We start from the raw sequence: 16,233 nt of genomic DNA, 5'->3' as shown, positions 1-16,233 counted from the left end.
CTCGCAGTCCTGACGGGAAAAGGGTCCAGGTTCCGAGAGTTCGCAGTGTGCCGCCAGGCGGGAGCGCGCGGCGGCCGCCGGACGCCGTGGGCAGGGGTGCCGCCCTATGCTCGATCCGGTGACCAGGATCATCGCCGGATTCGCCGGCTCGCTCACCCTCCGGGTCCCGCGCGCGGGCACCCGCCCCACCAGCGACCGCGTGCGCGAGGCCGTCTTCTCGGCCCTCGAGGCCCGGGACGCCCTCGACGGCGCGACGGTGGTCGACCTCTACGCGGGCTCCGGCGCCCTCGGGCTCGAGTCGGCCAGCCGCGGAGCGAGCGCGGTCGTCCTGGTCGAGCGCGACCCGAAGGCCGCCCGGACCGCGGGCGAGAACGCACGGGCGATCGTGACCGCGGCTGCCAAGAACAAGCGGCCCGCCCCGCGGATCGAGGTGGTGACCGGCTCGGTCCGCTCCTTCCTCGACGGGTCCCCGGCCCTCAACACGGACACGGTGTTCCTCGACCCGCCCTACGACCTCGGCGAGGACGACCTCGCCGCCGATCTCGCCGGCGTGCTGCCGCTGCTGCGCGAGGACGCGGTGGTCGTCGTGGAGCGGAGCTCCCGCAGCCCGGAGCCGCGCTGGCCCGCGGGTCTGGAGCGGGAGCGGAGGAAGGACTACGGCGAGACCACGATCTGGTGGGCTTCACCGGCGTCGCCCGTCTCGCCCGCTTCCTCCGCGGCCGGCTGACCGGCCTCAGCCCGCCGCGCCGTCCCAGCCGAGGTACGGGTCCCAGCCCCCGCGCCCCTCGAGCGCGACCCCGCCCAGGCGCACCTCCGGGTCCCCCTCGCGGACGACCCCGAGCGGGACGAAGCCCTCCGGCAGCGCCGCGGCGGGCGGGAAGCACGCGAGCATCGCGTGGTCCTCGCCGCCTCCCAGCACCAACGCCCTCGCCAGGTCGAGGTCCACGCCCTCCACGCCCGTGAGCCCGCGCGCGTGCACGTCGACCGCCGCGGCATCGAGGTCGATCGCCACTCCGCTCGCACGCGCCATCCGACGGGCGTCGAGCACCACGCCGTCCGAGACGTCCATCATCGCGGTGGCGGTCCCGCCCGCGGCCTCGCCCGCGGAGATCGGCGCGGTCGGGCGCAGCTGCGCCTCGAGGAGGGACGGATGCCGCTCGCGGAGCCGGGCGGCGAGGTCGGCCGACGGCTCCCCGTCCCGCCGCGCCTGCTCGAACAGCAGGCGCAGCCCGAGCCCCGCTCGTCCCAGCGGACCGGCCACGGCGAGCACGTCCCCCGGCCTCGCACCGCTGCGGAGCACCGGCGGTCGTCCGTCGAGCGAGCCGAACGCCGTGATCGAGAGCGTCAGCGTCGCGGAGGCGGACAGGTCTCCCCCGACGACTCCGCATCCCGGCGCCATCGCGGCGCAGCCGGCGGCGAGGCCGCCCGCGATCCCCTCCAGCACGTCGACGCCCAGCGACTGGGGTGCCGCGAGCGCGACGACGAGCCCGGTGGGACGGGCCCCCATCGCCGCGACGTCGGCGAGGTTCGAGGCCGCCGCCTTCCAGCCCAGGTCCGCCGGGCGCGACCAGGCCAGCCGGAAGTCGGGGCCGTGCACCATCATGTCCGTGGTCACCACGAAGCGGCCGTCGGGAGCGCGCAGCACCGCGCAGTCGTCGCCGGGCCCGACCAGGGTCTCCGCGCCCGGGCCGCCGAGCCGGGCCAGCACCCTCGCGAGCACCTCGCCCTCGCTGAGCTCGGCCAGGGTGGGACTCCGATCCTCTGCCATGGTTCACACGCTAGCGTTGACGGCGATGTCCCCCCGCCGACTCCGCTCCCCCCTTCTCGCCGCCGCCGCCGTCCTGCTGCTCTCGGGCTGCTCGGCCAGCGTCGCCCTCGAGCCCGCCGCCGATGCGACGAGCACCGGCTGCGCGGAGGTCTCGGTGCGCCTGCCCGACGTGGTCGCGGAGCAGCCCGAGCGCGAGACGAACGCTCAGGGCACCGCCGCCTGGGGCACCCCGGCCGCCGTCATCCTCCACTGCGGAGTCGAGGTGCCCGGCCCGACGACGGACCTCTGCGTGAACGTCAGCGGAGTCGACTGGATCATCGACGAGACGCAGAAGGACGAGGACATCTACACGCTGACCACCTACGGTCGCGATCCCGCGGTGGAGATCACCGTCGACCAGAGCCGCGCGTCCGGATCCTCCGCCGCGCTCGACCTGGCGAATGCCGTCTCCTACGTCCCGCAGACGCGCGAGTGCACCGACGTCTCGGACGCCGACACCCTCGATCCGACGGACACGCCCACCGGCTGAGCTTCAGCGTCAGACGCCGAGGGCTCGACTCGCTGCGGTGAGCGCACCATCGGAGGTCGCCCCCAGCTCGCGCGCGCGGGACGCGAACACGGCGGCCGCGGCCTGCAGCTCGCGCTCCAGCGCGTCCACGCCTCCCGCGACGACCGTGCCCGCCCGGCCGCGCGTCTCGACCAGGCCCGCCGACTCCAGCTCCCGGTAGGAGCGGGCGACCGTCCCCGCGGCGACGCCCAGCGTCTCGGCCAGCGCGCGCACCGGCGGCAGCCGCGTGCCGACCGGCAGCTCGCCCGCGGCGATCAGAGCGGTGATCTGCTCACGGATCTGCTCGAAGGGCGCCGCGGCCGCGCCCGCCTCGACGCGGAGCGCGAGCGCCGACGTCATCGGGCGGCGACCGGGACGCGGTCGAGCGCCGAGTCGAGCAGCTCGCTGATCAGGTCCGGGTAGTCCACGCCGCTCGCGCCCCACATGCGCGGAAACATCGAGACCGGCGTGAAGCCGGGCATGGTGTTGATCTCGTTGACGACGAAGCCGTCGGCGGTGAGGAAGAAGTCGACCCGGGCGAGGCCCTCGGCTCCGATCGCGTCGAAGGCGCGGATCGCGAGGGACCGCATCTCGGAGAGCTCGCCGTCGGTGAGATCGGCCGGGCAGACCAGCTCGATGCCGGACGCCCCGAGGTACTTCGCCTCGAAGTCGTAGAAGCCGCGGCCGGTGACGACCACCTCGCCGGCGACGGAGGCGCGGGCCGGAGCACCGCGGCGGCCGCCGAGCACGCCGATCTCTACCTCGCGGCCGACGATGCCCGACTCGATCAGCACCCGCGAGTCGTGCGCGAACGCCTCCTCCAGCGCGGCCTCGAGCTGCTCGCGCTCGTCGATCCGGCTGACGCCCACGCTCGAGCCGGCCCGCGCCGGCTTCACGAACGCGGGCAGGCCCAGCTCGTCGAGGGCCGAGGAGGCGTCGCCCGGGTCGGCGCGCCACTCCGCCTCGGTCACGAGGTACCAGGGCGCCACCGCGAGGCCCGCGGCCCGCAGCACCGTCTTGGTGAAGTGCTTGTCCATGCCGAGCGCCGACGCGAGCACGCCCGAGCCGACGTAGGGCAGCCCGACGAGCTCGAGCATCCCCTGGACGGTGCCGTCCTCGCCCCACGGGCCGTGCAGGATCGGCAGCACCACGTCGACCTCGCCGAGCGAGCGCGTCGCGCCGTCCTCGGTCGTCACGGTGAGCTCACGCGAGAGGGCCGACTCCGGCCAGCGCACACGGGAGCCGTCGTCCTCGACGCGGGGCAGCGACGCGGCATCGAGAGCGAACTTCTCAGGACGGTCCTCCTCGAGCACGAAGGCGCCGTCGGAGGTGATCCCGACGGGGATCACCTCGAAGCGGTCACGGTCGATCGCCCGCAGCACCCCGGCCGCCGTTGCGCAGCTGATCGAGTGCTCGCTGGAGCGCCCCCCGAACAGAACGGCCACGCGGAGCTTGCTGGTCATCGAGGTTCCTCTCACCCTGTGGCTCGTCCGAATCCGTGGTCAGGTGCGGCGCGATGTCCTTCGGATCGAGCGTACCGGCGAGCACCTGCGACACCTGCTCGACGATGGGCATGTCGACTCCCCTGGCGCGCGCCAGCTCGAGGACCGGCGCGACGGAGGCGAGCCCCTCCGCCGTCTGCTGCATCGACTTCACCACGTCGGTGAAGCTGTAGCCCTGGCCGAGCAGGCGCCCGGCCGTGTTGTTGCGCGAGAGGGACGAGCTCGACGTCGCGATGAGGTCGCCGAGCCCAGCGAGTCCGGCCATCGTCTCGGCCCGTCCGCCGTACGCGACCGCGAAGTCGGTCATCTCGGCGAGACCGCGCGTGATGATCGATGCCTTCGTGTTCTCGCCGTAGCCGACGCCGTCGACGATGCCGATCGCCACGGCGATGAGGTTCTTCAGCACGCCGCCGAACTCGGTGCCGATCACGTCGGTGTTGACGTAGGAGCGGAAGTAGCGGTTGGTCGCCGCGAGAGCCACCTCCTGCGCGGTGACGAGGCTCTCGGAGGCGATGACCGCCGCGGTCGGCTGCTCCTTGGCGATCTCGAGGGCGAGGTTGGGCCCGGAGGCGACGGCGATCCGGTCGAGAGAGACCGGCAGCATCTGCGCGATCACCTCGCTCATCCGCTGGCCGGTGCCCTTCTCGACGCCCTTCATCAGGCTCACCAGCACCGTGCGCTCGGTGAGGAACGGCGTGATCGCCTCGAGGTTGCTCCGCAGCGACTGCGACGGGATGGAGAGGTAGACGTGGTCCGCGCCCTCCAGCGCCTCCTCGATGCGCGGCGTGGCCCGGATGTTGCGCGGGAGGTTGATGCCGGGGAGGTAGTCGCTGTTGCGCTTGGCCTCGGTGATCTCGCGGGCCAGCTCGGCGCGGCGCGCCCACATCACGACGTCGGAGCCGCCGTCGGCGAGGATCTTCGCGAACGTGGTGCCCCAGCTGCCGGCGCCGAGGACGGCGACGCGGCGGGGCACGGGGATGGGCGCCTTCCTACTGCTCGGACTCAAAGCGACCCGTGCCCTTCTGGTTGTGCTCGGAGGGGTTCCAGCGCTTCTCGGGCGCCGCCTCGCCGCGCAGCTCCTCGAGCAGGGCGGTGATCGCCGCCATCACGACCGCGGAGGCCTCGTTGAGTGTGGCGGAGTCGAGGCTGCGTCCGCGGAAGGCGGACAGGTCGACGGGGTCGCCGACGATCACGTCGACGCGCTTGCGGCGGAAGAGGGTGATCCGCTTGGAGTAGCGGCCCATCAGCTGCTGCGCACCCCAGTGCGCGACCGGGACGACGGGCAGGCCGTACTGCAGCGCCATCCGCACCGCTCCCGTCTTGCCGCGCATCGGCCAGAGCTCGGGGTCGCGGGTGAGGGTGCCCTCGGGGTAGATGATGACCGAGCGGCCCTCGTCCACGAGAGCCTTGGCGGTCTTCAGCGGCTCGCTGCCGCGGACCGAGCCCGAGCGCTCGACGGGGATCTGCCCGGAGCCGCGCAGGATCGAGCCGAGCACGGGCACCGAGAACAGCGAGGCCTTGGCGAGGAAGCGCGGTGCGCGGCCGGCGCGCCACAGGGTCCAGCCCGTGATGATCGGGTCGATCTCGCTGTAGTGGTTCGGCGCGAACACGAAGGCCCCGGTGCTCGGGATCTTGTCGCCGTTCCGGATCCGCAGGTCGACCGAGGCGGTCATCACGGGGATCACCGCCGCCGCGAGGAACCAGAAGATGGACGGACGGCTTCGCTCAGACACCCGCCCATCCTCGCATCCCGCATCGGAGGGGCCGCGTCCCCACGCCCGGGAGCAGCGGGGCCCCGCGGTGGGAGGAGCGGTCCGGCCGCCGGGTACGGTACCGGCATGCCCCGTCCGCGTCGCCGCCCGTCGCCGTGGGACGCCGTCAGCAGGGCCCTCGGCCGCCTCGCCGACTCGCCGATCGCGCTGTCCGGCCTGGTGCTCCTGATCGTGTGGGGAGTCGTGCTGCTCGCCACGCAGGCCGGACGCGATGCGGCCGCGCTCGGCGACGGCCTCCTGCTGACGCTCGCGGTCCTCGTCGGCGGCTCGGCGTCAGTCGCCCTCGTGATCGGCGGGGTCGACGCCCTCTGGCGCGTGGCGGTGGCACCGCTCGCCCACGTCGAGGCGGAGGCGACCGGCGGCGTCGCGGTCCTCGGACGCGGCCGGCTCGGAGCGGGCCTCCGTCGGGTCGAGCCGCGGTTCCCGCTGCCGACGCTGCGGCCCTACGCGGTGGTCGTGCCGCGCCGCCGGGGACTGACCGTCTCCTTCGGCGACTGGGGCGTCGTCGTGCCCTGGGCGCGGATCGCGCGGCTGGAGCGGCGGTGGGTGCTGGTGGGCCTGCGTCCGCGCGAGGCCCTCGAGGTCGTCCTGGCCGGCACGCGGCGCGGACGCCTCACGCTGGTCCTGGTCGAGTCGCCCGGACCGCTGGGCCTCCGGCCCGCGCCGGAGACGACGCTCGCGCTCCTCGAGAAGCGGATCCGGGGACGCCTGGAGGAGGACGCGGAACCGCCCGCGTGGGGCGCGCCCGGGCGCGACAGGACCCCGGGCCGCTGAGGACGGTCGTCCTCCGCGGGACCGGGGTCCCGGTGGGCGGCTACGCGTCGAGCGAGAAGTCGGCGCCCAGCAGCTCGAGCTTGGTGAGGAAGTTCTCGTAGCCGCGGCTGATGATGCCGACGTTCGAGACCGTCGAGGTGCCCTCGGCCGAGAGCGCCGCGATCAGGTGCGAGAAGCCGCCGCGCAGATCCGGCACGACGATGTCGGCGCCGTGCAGCTTCGAGGGTCCCGAGATCACGGCCGAGTGCATGAAGTTTCGCTGCCCGAAGCGGCAGGCCTGCCCGCCGAGGCACTCGCGGTGGATCTGGATGGTCGCGCCCATCTCGACGAGCGCGTCGACGAAGCCGAAGCGCTGCTCGTAGACGGTCTCGTGCACGATCGAGACGCCCTTGGCCTTCGTGAGCGCCACGACCAGCGGCTGCTGCCAGTCGGTCATGAAGCCGGGGTGCACGTCGGTCTCGATGATGACCGGCTTGAGCTCGCCGCCCGGGTGGTAGAAGCGGATGCCGTCCTCGGCGATCTCGAACGCGCCGCCGACCTTGCGGAAGACGTTGAGGAAGGTGGTCATCTCCTGCTGGCGGGCGCCGCCGACGAAGATGTCGCCGTCGGTCGCGAGGGCCGCGGCCGCCCAGGAGGCCGCCTCGTTGCGGTCGAAGAGCGCGCGGTGGGAGTAGCCGGTGAGCCGGTCCACGCCCTCGATGCGGATCACCCGGTCGGTGTCGACCGAGATGATGGCGCCCATCTTCTGCAGGATGTTGATCAGGTCCATGATCTCGGGCTCGATCGCCGCGCCCGAGAGCTCGGTGATGCCGGAGGCGCGCACCGCGGTCAGGAGGACCTGCTCGGTCGCTCCGACGCTCGGGTAGGGCAGCGACACCTTGGCGCCGTGCAGGCCCTCGGGGGCCGACATCCGGATGCCGGAGGGCAGCTTCTCGATCACCGCGCCGAAGTTGCGGAGGACCTCGAGGTGGTAGTCGATCGGGCGGTCACCGATGCGGCAGCCGCCGAGGTCGGGGATGAACGCCTCGCCCAGGCGGTGCAGCAGCGGGCCGCAGAAGAGGATCGGGATGCGGCTGGAGCCGGCGTGCGCGTCGATGTCGGCGAAGTGCGCGGACTCGACGTTGGAGGGGTCGAGGATCAGCTCGCCGACCTCGGCGCCCTGCTTCACCTTGACGCCGTGGACTTCGAGCAGGCCCTTCACGACGCGGACGTCGCTGATGTCGGGCACGTCGCGGAGGGTGGAGGCGGTCTCGCCGAGCAGCGCCGCGACCATCGCCTTGGTGACGAGGTTCTTGGCCCCCTTGAGCTCGATCCGGCCCACCAGCGGTCGCCCGCCGTTGATGGTGATCCGCTCGGTCGTCATTCCCACCCGTGCTCCCGACGCCTTGGCGTCCTGCAGGGCCTTGGCGTCCTGAAGAAGTGTGTTCACGCTATTTCACCGGCAATGTCTTGGGCCGCCAGCTCTCGCGGCGGGTCTCGAATTCGGAAATGAGCGCTTCGTCGCGCAGGGTCAGGCCGATGTCGTCCAGGCCCTCGATCAGGCGCCATCGAGTGTAGTCGTCGATCTCGAAGTCGAAGGTCTCGCCACCGGCGGTGACCGTACGCGCAACCAGATCCACCGTCGGTTCTATTCCCGGGGTGCCCTCGATGATCTCCCACAGCCGCTCGACGTCGGGCTCCGAGACGACGGCCGCGAGCAGTCCCTGCTTGCCGGCGTTGCCCCGGAAGATGTCGCCGAAGCGGGGGGAGATGACGACCCGGAAGCCGTAGTCGCGCAGCGCCCAGACGGCGTGCTCGCGGCTGGAGCCGATGGCGAAGTCGGGGCCGGCGACGAGGATGCCGGCGCCGCGGTAGCGCTCCTGGTTGAGGACGAAGTCCGCGTCCTGCCGCCAGCCGTGGAAGAGCGCGTCCTCGAAGCCGGTCTTCGTGATGCGGCGGAGGTAGATGCCGGGGAGGATCTGGTCGGTGTCGACGTTGGCGCGCTTCAGGGGCGCGGCGATCGCGGTGACGGTCTCGAACTTCTGCACGGTCAGACTCCTGCTCTCTCGCGGACCGGCTCCAGATCGGAGGGACTGGAGAGGGTGCCGCGCACGGCCGTGGCCGCGGCGACGAGGGGCGAGACGAGGTGGGTCTTCGCCCCCTTGCCCTGACGACCCTCGAAGTTGCGGTTGGACGTGGAGGCCACGCGCTCCCCCAGGACGAGCTGGTCGGTGTTCATCCCGAGGCACATCGAGCAGCCGGCGAAGCGCCACTCCGCGCCGAACGCGGTGACGATCCGGTCGATCCCCTCGGCCTCGGCCTCGAGCCGCACCCGGGCGGAGCCGGGGACGACCATCACGCGGACGCCGGGGGCCTTGGTGCGCCCCTCGACGACGGCAGCGAAGGCCCGCAGGTCCTCGATCCGCGAGTTGGTGCAGGAGCCCATGAAGACCACGTCGACCGGGATCTCCTTCATCGGCGTGCCGGGCTCCAGCGCCATGTACTCCAGCGCTCGCAGAGCGCTGGCGCGCTCGTTCGGATCGTCGAGGACGTCAGGGTCCGGTACCGCCTGCGAGAGCGAGACGCCCTGGCCGGGGTTCGTGCCCCAGGTGACGAACGGCTCGAGCGCGTCGGCGTCGATCACGACCTCGGCGTCGAACACGGCGCCCTCGTCGCTCGGCAGCGTCCGCCAGTAGGCGACCGCGGCGTCCCAGTCCTCGCCCGCCGGAGCGTGCGGGCGGCCGTGCAGGTAGGCGAAGGTCGTCTCGTCCGGCGCGACCATGCCGGCCCGCGCACCCGCCTCGATCGACATGTTGCAGATCGTCATCCGGCCCTCCATCGAGAGCGCGCGGATCGCGGAGCCGCGGTACTCGAGGATGTAGCCCTGGCCGCCGCCGGTGCCGATGCGGGCGATGACCGCGAGGATGATGTCCTTGGCCGTCACCCCCTCCTTCAGCGTGCCCTCGACCGTGATCGCCATCGTCTTGAAGGGTTGCAGCGGCAGCGTCTGCGTCGCCATCACGTGCTCGACCTCGCTCGTGCCGATGCCGAAGGCGATCGCGCCGAACGCGCCGTGCGTGGAGGTGTGCGAGTCGCCGCAGACCACCGTGACGCCGGGCATCGTCAGGCCCAACTGGGGGCCGACGACATGCACGATGCCCTGCTCGACGTCGCCCAGGGAGTGCAGGCGGACGCCGAACTCGCCGGCGTTGCGGCGCAGCGCGTCGATCTGGGTGCGGCTGATCGGATCCTCGATGGGGCGTCCGATCTCGAGGGTCGGCGTGTTGTGGTCCTCGGTGGCGATGGTGAGGTCCGGCCGGCGCAGCGGGCGCCCCGCGGCACGCAGGCCGTCGAACGGCTGCGGGCTGGTCACCTCGTGCAGCAGGTGCAGGTCGATGTAGAGCAGGTCGGGAGCGCCGTTCTCGCCCGCGACGACGACGTGGTCGTCCCAGACCTTCTCGGCGAGGGTGCGCGGCTTCTCGGCTCTCCTGCCGGTCCCTGCTCCACTCGACGCGGGCGCGGCTGTGCCGGGTGTGGTCTCGATCATGACGGTTCCTTCTCCTCCTGGAGTCGCTGCTCGGCCGGGCGAGGCACCGCGACGAGGGAGGCCGTCAGTTCGAGGTCTCGTCGCGGCACGGAAGGAGGTGCGGGCCACTCAGCATGGACCGAGAATAGCACCGCGCTCCCCCGCCTCCCGGGCGGGCGCGGCACGGAGTCGCCCGGCTCAGGCGCGGGCGTCGAGCACGGCGTCGACGACGACGACGGTGACGTTGTCCCGTCCGCCGGCCTCGACCGCCGCACGCACGAGCGCCTGAGCGAGGTCGGCAGGGTCGCCGGAGTCGCGGCGGGCGAACAGGGCGGCGATCCGCTGGTCGGAGAGCTCCTTCGTCAGCCCGTCGGAGCAGAGCAGGTAGCTGGCGCGCGGCACGACGGGCAGCGTCCAGACGTCCGTCTCGACCTCCTCGTCGGCGCCGAGGGCGCGGGTGACGATGTTGCGGTCGGGATGCGACTCCGCCGACTCGGGGGTGAGCAGGCCGGCCGAGACGAGCTCCTGCACGGCGGAGTGGTCCACCGTCAGCTGCTGGAGTTCGGCACCGTCCCAGCGGTAGACGCGGGAGTCCCCGACGTTGAACAGCGCCCAGCGGGCCGGGCCCGCGGGCTCGGGGAGCACGAGCATCAGCCCGGTCAGCGTCGTGCCGCAGAGCGCACCGCCCACGTCGAGCGCGCGCACGGCCGTGTTGGCGCCCTCCACCAGGTCGAACACCGCGTCCACCGGACCCAGGCTCGTCGGCCGGTTCTCGCGCAGCGCCTCGACGGCGGCTGCGCTCGCGAGGTCCCCTCGTGCGTGCCCGCCCATCCCGTCCGCGACTGCCAGGAGCAGCTCGTCGGCGAGGAGGGCGTCCTCGTTGACGCGGCGGACGGCGCCGACGTCGGTGCTGCTGCTGACGGCGAGCCGCAGCGCCCCCTGCGGCAGGTCGACCGTGGTCGTCGTCATCGCGGGATCACTTCTCCTCGGCGGAGGACCGGGCGTCGTCCGCGACGACCTCGGGGTGCCCGTCGTGCAGCTGGATGTGGCGGTGCTCGCGGCGCATCTTCGCCAGGCTCGCCAGCGTCGCCACGGTCATGCTCAGCACGATGACCACGAGCGAGGTGATCGTGTCGATGTCCCACACCGGCACCGGCTCGCCCCCGTTGAGGAAGGGCAGGTCGTTCTCGTGCAGGGCGTGCAGGACGAGCTTCACGCCGATGAAGGCGAGGATGAACGCGATCCCGTACTTGAGGTACTCGAGCTTGTCGATCAGCCCGCCGAGCAGGAAGTAGAGCTGGCGGAGCCCCATCAGCGCGAAGACGTTCGCGGTGAACACGATGAAGGGGCTCTCGGTGATGCCGAAGATTGCCGGGATCGAGTCGAGCGCGAAGAGCAGGTCGGTCGAGCCGATCGCGAGGAACACGATCAGCATCGGCGTGAAGTGGCGCGTGCCGTCGATCGTGGTGCGGATCCTGGAGCCGTCGAACGAGTCCGAGATCTTGACGCGGCGGCGCAGGAGCCGGATGAGCAGGTTGTCGGTGCCCTCGTCCTCGTCCTCCGCGCCGAACGCCTGGTTCCAGGCCGTGTAGACCAGGAACGCGCCGAAGAGGTAGAAGATCCAGCTGAAGCTCTCGATGAGCTGCGCGCCGAGCAGGATGAAGACGCCGCGGAAGACCAGCGCGATGATGATGCCCACCATCAGCACCTCCTGCTGGAGCTTCGCCGGCACCGCGAAGCGGCCCATGATGATGACGAAGACGAACAGGTTGTCGACCGAGAGGCTGTACTCGGTCAGCCAGCCTGCGACGAACTGGCCGGCCAGCTCGCCGCCGCCGAGGATCAGCATCAGCAGCGCGAACACGAGCGCCAGCGACACGTAGAAGCCGACCCACAGCCCCGACTCCTTCAGGCTCGGCACGTGCGGGCGCTTGTAGACCAGCAGCAGGTCGGCGGCGAGGATCAGGCTCAGGACGACGAACGAGCCGATCACGAACCAGACGGGCAGATCGAGCATGAGGGCCTTCCGAGTGGGTGGGGGCCGAAAGTCTCTCCCCGGGGAGCGGACGGCCGTGCCGGTCCGCGTCACCCGTCCCGCCCCCGGCGCCGCGCAGGGGCGGTGCGTACTGACGGGAGCGGAAAGGCGGGATACTCCCCTTCGCGGATGCGATCCTAGCGCCGATCCGGCGGGATGCGGCCCCGGGGAGGCGGAGCGGGAACGAGGCGATCGGCGCGATGCGTCGAGCGGGTGCCGCGTGGCGAGCACCCGGGTGTTAAACGAGAAGAACCCCCGGTCAGACCGGGGGTTCTTCTCGTGTTGCCGTGGTGACCCCAGCGGGATTTGAACCCGCGTTACCGCCGTGAGAGGGCGACGTCCTAGGCCGCTAAACGATGGGGCCGCGTTTTTGCAACTCGAAGAGTGTTGCACACGGATCCGCATCGACGCAAATCGAGCGCCCGGCCCATCCGGTCTCCGCTCGGCCCCGGCCTTGCCCGCCGCCCGCCGAGGCGGTTGGCTCGGGGCATGAGACTGACGAAACTCGAGCACGCCGCCGTCCTGATCGAGGAGGACGGTGCCCGGCTGGTGATCGATCCGGGGTCCTTCACCCGGCCCGTCGAGGGGACGACCGACACCGTCGCCGTGGTGCTCACCCACGAGCACGCCGACCACTGGACCCCGGAGCAGCTGCGGCGCCTGCGCGACGCGGCCCCGTCGCTCCGGATCCTCGGCCCGGCCGGGGTCGCCGCCGCGGCCGAGGGCTTCGACGTCGAGACGGTCGCCGACGGCGATGTCGTGACGGTGGGCCCGTTCGAGCTGCGCTTCTTCGGCTCCCGTCACGCGGTGATCCACCGCAGCATCCCCGTGATCGACAACGTGGGCGTCCTGGTGAACGGCCGGGTCTACTACGCCGGCGACTCGTTCACAGTGCCGGAGGGCGTCGATGTCGAGATCCTCGCTGCTCCCTCGGGAGCACCGTGGATGAAGATCGCCGAGGCGATGGACTACGTGCTCGAGCTCGCCCCGCGGCACGCCTTCGCGACCCACGAGCAGGTGCTCTCGGAGGCGGGGCGCTCGCTCGGCCACGACCGGCTCGGCTGGGCGGTGCGCGAGGGCGGCGGCGAGTACCACGCCCTCGAGCCGGGCGACGTGCTGGAGCTCTGACGGCGGGACTCGCCCGCGATCACTCGTACCATCCGGGCGCCCGCTCCTCGTGCCGTGGCTCACCGGACCGGCGGAGCCGCCGTCGCCCGAGCGCGAGAAGCAGCAGGGAGAGGCCCAGAGCGAGGATGCTCGGCGGGACGGCGACGAGGAGCGCCGGGCCCGGAGCGACCGCCTGCAGGACACTGCTCGCGCTCGGCTGCCCGTCGGCCACGTCGACCACGAGCGCTATCGACGGCGACACGACGATTAGGGCTGCCAGCCACGCTGGAACCAGGACGAGGGCCGGAGCGAGCGACGGTGTCGACGTCGATCGCCGAAGTGCCAGCGCCGCACACGGGAGGACGAAGACGAGCGCTCCAGGAAGGAGCCCGACCGCCGCGAGGAAGAGGAGGAGGGAGGCGAAGCCGGGTTCCACGAGCGCTCCGAGTCCCGCCAGCGCCGCCGTCACGCCGACCGGGAGGAGGGAGACGGCTGCGGCCCACCCGAGAACGCGCAGCGCGCGGGGCTCCGCGCCATCGGAGACGTCGATCACGAGGTCCTCGAGGGGGCCGGCGAGCGTCGGCCGCCGGTGAAGCGAGGGGTCGACGACCCCTCACGGCCTGCTGGAGTCCTGGCGGTGCAACGACGACGGCCGGGCCGGGGGCGCGCCCCGGCCCGGCCGTCGATCCGATCCCTCACCGGATCAGTAGTACTCGCCCTGGCGGTAGTCCCAGGAGTTGAACTGCTCGGCGAGGTTCAGCATGATGCGCTCGTAGTCGAGGCCGCGGCGGATCAGCACGGGGCCCGGGGTGATCGAGCGCTCGCCGCCCTGCACGGGGATGAGGGCGCCCGAGGCGTCCACCATCGAGACCATGACGCCCTGCTCGTGGCGGGAGTCCTCGTCCTTGTCCGGCTGGATCGAGGAGACGTAGGAGTCTGCCGAGACGATGACGTCGGCCTCGTTCTCGATCCGCTCGCCGATGTTCGCGACGCGGCCGCGGTTGCCCACGCCCGAGGGGTTGGCCGAGCTGGCGAAGGTGAGGGTGCGGTCGCGCTCCCACATGGTGGCGACCAGCTGCTCGGCCGGGCGGCCGAAGCGGATGACGAAGCAGCTGGTGCCCCGTCCGTCGCGGACCAGCTCGCGGGCGTCCTCGTCGATCAGGTCGACGGCCTCGGCCTTCCACGGGAGGATGCAGCCGAGCAGGACGTCCTGGTCCCAGTGCTTCTGGTAGAAGGCGAGGACCTCGTCGTTGAGCTCCGCGAGCTCGACGAGCTGCTCGATGCTGGAGCAGAGCACGACGCCGGGCTTGTTGCGGTTGCGCTGCTTGGCCGAGAACTTGCGCTCGAGGCCTGCACCGTCGGTCGTCATCAGGATGTAGCCGACCTTGGTCGCGCAGACGACCAGTCCACCGGGGGCGTAGAGCGCGTCCACCGCTTCCGCAGGAGCCTGCTCACGCCATTCGATCACCGTCGTGCTGGTCATTCTTTCCCTTTCGTGGTGTCCAGAGACGCCATGGGCGGGGCCCCGGCCGAGCGGAAGCCTAGCGGATCGCCTCCCGTCGTCCGCGGCGGTGATGCCGCGAACGGACGCGCACCGGGCTCCGGATCGACTCCGGTGCCCGGTGCGCGCCCGTCCGCGCCGCGCGCGCCGACGGGACGGCTCAGGCGAGGGCCGTGAGCGAGCCTCGCGCGAGCGTGTTGACGGTCAGATGGAAGCCGACCAGCGAGGCCGGAGTCGACTCGTCGACCGGCAGCGTCGGCACTCCGAGCGCGTGCACCGTGAAGAGGTAGCGGTGCGGGCGGTCACCGGGCGGCGGGGCCGCACCGGCGTAGGCGAGCGACCCGAGGTCGTTGAGCGCCGGGCGCCCCACTTCCGTCGAGCCGGCGGCCAGCTCGGTGACCTCCTTCGGGATGTCGACCAGGACCCAGTGGTGGATGCCGCCGAGGGTCGGCGCATCGGGGTCGAACACGGTCACGGCGTACGACTGCGTGCCCTCGGGGCCGGCGCTCCAGCGCAGGGACGGGCTGGTGTCGCCGCTCCCCTGGGCCTCGGCGAGCCGCTCGCCGTCGGTCACGTCGTCGCTGGACACCTCCAGGGGCGCCGTCGCGGGCAGGAAGTCGAGCGGGTGCGGGGGCGTGCTCCTGGTCAGATCGGTCATGTCGTTCTCCTTCTCTCTCAGTCGGTGACTCGGCCGCGGACGCCGTCGAGCCAGTAGTCGGAGTGGCGGTCCGCGGTCGCCGCGTCGCGGAACGAGTACGTCTTCAGCAGCCAGCGGAAGCGGGTCTTGTCGCGGTCCTGGACGTCGACGAGCTGACGGCTGTGCAGGCCGTCCTGGTTCGCGATGATCAGCAGGTCCGCGTCGCGGATCCGGTGGTACTGCTCGCTGACCTTCGAGAGCGCATCGCGGAACTGCCAGAGCGCCCACAGGTGCGGCAGGTCGTCCGGGTCGGCCGGCACCGTCCGGGTGTCGTAGTAGCGGAAGCTGTGCTCGTTCTCGAGCAGAGCGTGCTGGTCCGACACGATCTGGTTCTTGTTCTGGGCGCGCGAGAGCTCGTCGAACGGGGTGATGTAGACCGCCTCGCGCAGGAGCGCCTGGTTCTCGGGTGAGATGAAGCGCAGGATCTCGCGGCCGTCGACGTACTTCGTGTAGACGAGGTCGGTCTCGGGCGTGCGCAGTCCCAGGAGCGAGATGAAGTCGGCGCGCACCGGGTGCGCGGTCCGCTCGTTGTGCCAGTACAGCTCGCCGTCGGTCTTCTGCGTCTGGGTGTTCGAGAAGCGGTTGTCGGCGTAGACGTCCTGGAAGAAGTCGCCGTTGTTGCGGGTGGCGTACGCGAGCAGCGGCGAGCCGAGGTACTGCGACTGCAGCTCGAGCAGGCCCTCGCCGACGAACGTCAGCTTCTTGCGGTACTTGTCCTCGAGCGCGTCGTCCTGGTCGAGCCAGGGGATCTCGTCGTCGACCGGGTTGTTCGAGATCAGGTGCGCGTAGGTGATCTTCTCGTCGCGCTCGCGCCGGATGCGGGCGAGCGCGTCGACGAAGCCCTGCGGGACGTCGCCGCTGTCGATCAGCGCGGCGATCGCGTCGCGGAAGCGGTCGTAGTCCTTGTAGGGGTCGATGGCGACCGCCAGCAGCGACTGCTGGAGGGTCGATCTGTCGGAATCGGAGAACGTGTAGATGGGCTGCATTGCTCCACTCCTTGCACGTGGATGGGGGACGCCGCCGGC

General features: G+C 71.8%; 18 protein-coding genes and 1 tRNA gene. 4 read left to right on the top strand and 15 right to left on the bottom strand.

The genetic code is table 11. The features are described 5' to 3' along the window. Positions 1 to 118: 118 nt before the first annotated feature. The gene (locus C5C50_RS01545; RefSeq protein ID WP_104223136.1) at positions 119 to 727 is read left to right on the top strand and encodes an RsmD family RNA methyltransferase; all 609 of its coding nucleotides are present in this window, start codon (positions 119 to 121) and stop codon (positions 725 to 727) included. 6 nt (positions 728 to 733) lie between these two features. Here the strand turns inward: C5C50_RS01545 and thiL are convergent, their stop codons facing one another. Beyond that, positions 734 to 1,768, bottom strand: coding sequence for a thiamine-phosphate kinase (gene thiL / locus C5C50_RS01540; protein ID WP_104225623.1), 1,035 nt, complete (start codon positions 1,766 to 1,768; stop codon positions 734 to 736). Positions 1,769 to 1,793: 25 nt separating this feature from the next. Between thiL and C5C50_RS01535 the strand changes: the two genes are divergently transcribed. Continuing rightward, positions 1,794 to 2,297: a DUF3515 family protein gene (locus C5C50_RS01535; RefSeq protein ID WP_104223096.1), complete on the top strand. Its 504-nt coding sequence runs from the start codon at positions 1,794 to 1,796 to the stop codon at positions 2,295 to 2,297. A 9-nt stretch (positions 2,298 to 2,306) separates the two neighbouring features. Here the strand turns inward: C5C50_RS01535 and C5C50_RS01530 are convergent, their stop codons facing one another. From C5C50_RS01530 to C5C50_RS01515, 4 genes are read right to left on the bottom strand one after another with little or no spacing between them, the layout of a single operon-like run. Then, positions 2,307 to 2,675 carry a GntR family transcriptional regulator gene (locus tag C5C50_RS01530; protein ID WP_104223095.1) on the bottom strand — a complete coding sequence of 123 codons (369 nt, stop codon included), beginning with the start codon at positions 2,673 to 2,675 and terminating at the stop codon, positions 2,307 to 2,309. Further along, entirely contained in the window at positions 2,672 to 3,778 is a 1,107-nt protein-coding gene (locus tag C5C50_RS01525) for a D-alanine--D-alanine ligase family protein (protein WP_104223094.1), read from the bottom strand. Before C5C50_RS01525 ends, C5C50_RS01530 begins: the two co-directional genes overlap by 4 nt. Then, on the bottom strand, positions 3,675 to 4,790 hold the full coding sequence (locus tag C5C50_RS01520; protein WP_181027083.1) for an NAD(P)H-dependent glycerol-3-phosphate dehydrogenase: 1,116 nt from the start codon (positions 4,788 to 4,790) through the stop codon (positions 3,675 to 3,677). Before C5C50_RS01520 ends, C5C50_RS01525 begins: the two co-directional genes overlap by 104 nt. A 16-nt stretch (positions 4,791 to 4,806) precedes the next feature. Further along, entirely contained in the window at positions 4,807 to 5,550 is a 744-nt protein-coding gene (locus tag C5C50_RS01515; RefSeq protein ID WP_244229445.1) for a 1-acyl-sn-glycerol-3-phosphate acyltransferase, read from the bottom strand. 105 nt (positions 5,551 to 5,655) lie between these two features. On the opposite strand from C5C50_RS01515, the gene C5C50_RS01510 reads away from it, so the two are divergent. Further along, positions 5,656 to 6,363, top strand: coding sequence for a hypothetical protein (locus C5C50_RS01510; RefSeq protein WP_104272690.1), 708 nt, complete (start codon positions 5,656 to 5,658; stop codon positions 6,361 to 6,363). A 40-nt stretch (positions 6,364 to 6,403) separates the two neighbouring features. Here the strand turns inward: C5C50_RS01510 and murA are convergent, their stop codons facing one another. The 6 genes from murA to C5C50_RS01480 form a co-directional block, all read right to left on the bottom strand. Beyond that, on the bottom strand, positions 6,404 to 7,726 hold the full coding sequence (gene murA, locus C5C50_RS01505; RefSeq protein ID WP_181027099.1) for a UDP-N-acetylglucosamine 1-carboxyvinyltransferase: 1,323 nt from the start codon (positions 7,724 to 7,726) through the stop codon (positions 6,404 to 6,406). Between the two features lie 67 nt (positions 7,727 to 7,793). After that, positions 7,794 to 8,390, bottom strand: coding sequence for a 3-isopropylmalate dehydratase small subunit (gene leuD, locus C5C50_RS01500; protein ID WP_104272689.1), 597 nt, complete (start codon positions 8,388 to 8,390; stop codon positions 7,794 to 7,796). A gap of 2 nt (positions 8,391 to 8,392) precedes the next feature. Beyond that, the gene (leuC, locus tag C5C50_RS01495; protein ID WP_104223088.1) at positions 8,393 to 9,889 is read right to left on the bottom strand and encodes a 3-isopropylmalate dehydratase large subunit; all 1,497 of its coding nucleotides are present in this window, start codon (positions 9,887 to 9,889) and stop codon (positions 8,393 to 8,395) included. A gap of 177 nt (positions 9,890 to 10,066) precedes the next feature. Then, a complete protein-coding gene (locus C5C50_RS01490) occupies positions 10,067 to 10,837 on the bottom strand; it encodes a PP2C family serine/threonine-protein phosphatase (protein ID WP_104223087.1) in 771 nt (256 codons plus the stop codon). 7 nt (positions 10,838 to 10,844) lie between these two features. Continuing rightward, positions 10,845 to 11,885 (bottom strand): TerC family protein, encoded by a 1,041-nt coding sequence (locus C5C50_RS01485; protein WP_104223086.1) that lies wholly within the window; start codon positions 11,883 to 11,885, stop codon positions 10,845 to 10,847. A 306-nt stretch (positions 11,886 to 12,191) separates the two neighbouring features. Next, positions 12,192 to 12,267, bottom strand: a tRNA-Glu gene (locus C5C50_RS01480). Between the two features lie 125 nt (positions 12,268 to 12,392). Here C5C50_RS01480 and C5C50_RS01475 point away from each other — a divergent pair. After that, positions 12,393 to 13,031 carry an MBL fold metallo-hydrolase gene (locus tag C5C50_RS01475; RefSeq protein ID WP_104272688.1) on the top strand — a complete coding sequence of 213 codons (639 nt, stop codon included), beginning with the start codon at positions 12,393 to 12,395 and terminating at the stop codon, positions 13,029 to 13,031. 19 nt (positions 13,032 to 13,050) lie between these two features. Here the strand turns inward: C5C50_RS01475 and C5C50_RS01470 are convergent, their stop codons facing one another. The 4 genes from C5C50_RS01470 to C5C50_RS01455 form a co-directional block, all read right to left on the bottom strand. Further along, positions 13,051 to 13,563 (bottom strand): hypothetical protein, encoded by a 513-nt coding sequence (locus tag C5C50_RS01470; protein ID WP_104272687.1) that lies wholly within the window; start codon positions 13,561 to 13,563, stop codon positions 13,051 to 13,053. Between the two features lie 150 nt (positions 13,564 to 13,713). Next, positions 13,714 to 14,493, bottom strand: a complete 780-nt coding sequence (locus C5C50_RS01465) for an L-threonylcarbamoyladenylate synthase (protein WP_104262525.1) — start codon at positions 14,491 to 14,493, stop codon at positions 13,714 to 13,716. Positions 14,494 to 14,671: 178 nt separating this feature from the next. Continuing rightward, a complete protein-coding gene (locus tag C5C50_RS01460) occupies positions 14,672 to 15,169 on the bottom strand; it encodes a YbhB/YbcL family Raf kinase inhibitor-like protein (protein ID WP_104223083.1) in 498 nt (165 codons plus the stop codon). Positions 15,170 to 15,186: 17 nt separating this feature from the next. Further along, on the bottom strand, positions 15,187 to 16,194 hold the full coding sequence (locus tag C5C50_RS01455; RefSeq protein WP_104223082.1) for a TauD/TfdA family dioxygenase: 1,008 nt from the start codon (positions 16,192 to 16,194) through the stop codon (positions 15,187 to 15,189). Between the last annotated feature and the right edge of the window lie 39 nt (positions 16,195 to 16,233).

Origin of the sequence: Rathayibacter sp. AY1D9, from assembly GCF_002932395.1 — a bacterium.
GTDB lineage: Bacteria > Actinomycetota > Actinomycetes > Actinomycetales > Microbacteriaceae > Rathayibacter.
This window is presented reverse-complemented; position numbering and strand designations above follow the sequence as displayed.

Excerpts from the sequence above, each read along its gene's own strand:
- thiL (WP_104225623.1), bottom strand. The coding sequence starts at position 1,768 with ATGGCAGAGGATCGGAGTCCCACCCTGGCCGAGCTCAGCGAGGGCGAG.
- C5C50_RS01535 (WP_104223096.1), top strand. The coding sequence starts at position 1,794 with ATGTCCCCCCGCCGACTCCGCTCCCCCCTTCTCGCCGCCGCCGCCGTC.
- C5C50_RS01530 (WP_104223095.1), bottom strand. The coding sequence starts at position 2,675 with ATGACGTCGGCGCTCGCGCTCCGCGTCGAGGCGGGCGCGGCCGCGGCG.
- C5C50_RS01525 (WP_104223094.1), bottom strand. The coding sequence starts at position 3,778 with ATGACCAGCAAGCTCCGCGTGGCCGTTCTGTTCGGGGGGCGCTCCAGC.
- C5C50_RS01510 (WP_104272690.1), top strand. The coding sequence starts at position 5,656 with ATGCCCCGTCCGCGTCGCCGCCCGTCGCCGTGGGACGCCGTCAGCAGG.
- murA (WP_181027099.1), bottom strand. The coding sequence starts at position 7,726 with ATGACGACCGAGCGGATCACCATCAACGGCGGGCGACCGCTGGTGGGC.
- leuC (WP_104223088.1), bottom strand. The coding sequence starts at position 9,889 with ATGATCGAGACCACACCCGGCACAGCCGCGCCCGCGTCGAGTGGAGCA.
- C5C50_RS01490 (WP_104223087.1), bottom strand. The coding sequence starts at position 10,837 with ATGACGACGACCACGGTCGACCTGCCGCAGGGGGCGCTGCGGCTCGCC.
- C5C50_RS01485 (WP_104223086.1), bottom strand. The coding sequence starts at position 11,885 with ATGCTCGATCTGCCCGTCTGGTTCGTGATCGGCTCGTTCGTCGTCCTG.
- C5C50_RS01475 (WP_104272688.1), top strand. The coding sequence starts at position 12,393 with ATGAGACTGACGAAACTCGAGCACGCCGCCGTCCTGATCGAGGAGGAC.
- C5C50_RS01465 (WP_104262525.1), bottom strand. The coding sequence starts at position 14,493 with ATGACCAGCACGACGGTGATCGAATGGCGTGAGCAGGCTCCTGCGGAA.
- C5C50_RS01460 (WP_104223083.1), bottom strand. The coding sequence starts at position 15,169 with ATGACCGATCTGACCAGGAGCACGCCCCCGCACCCGCTCGACTTCCTG.
- C5C50_RS01455 (WP_104223082.1), bottom strand. The coding sequence starts at position 16,194 with ATGCAGCCCATCTACACGTTCTCCGATTCCGACAGATCGACCCTCCAG.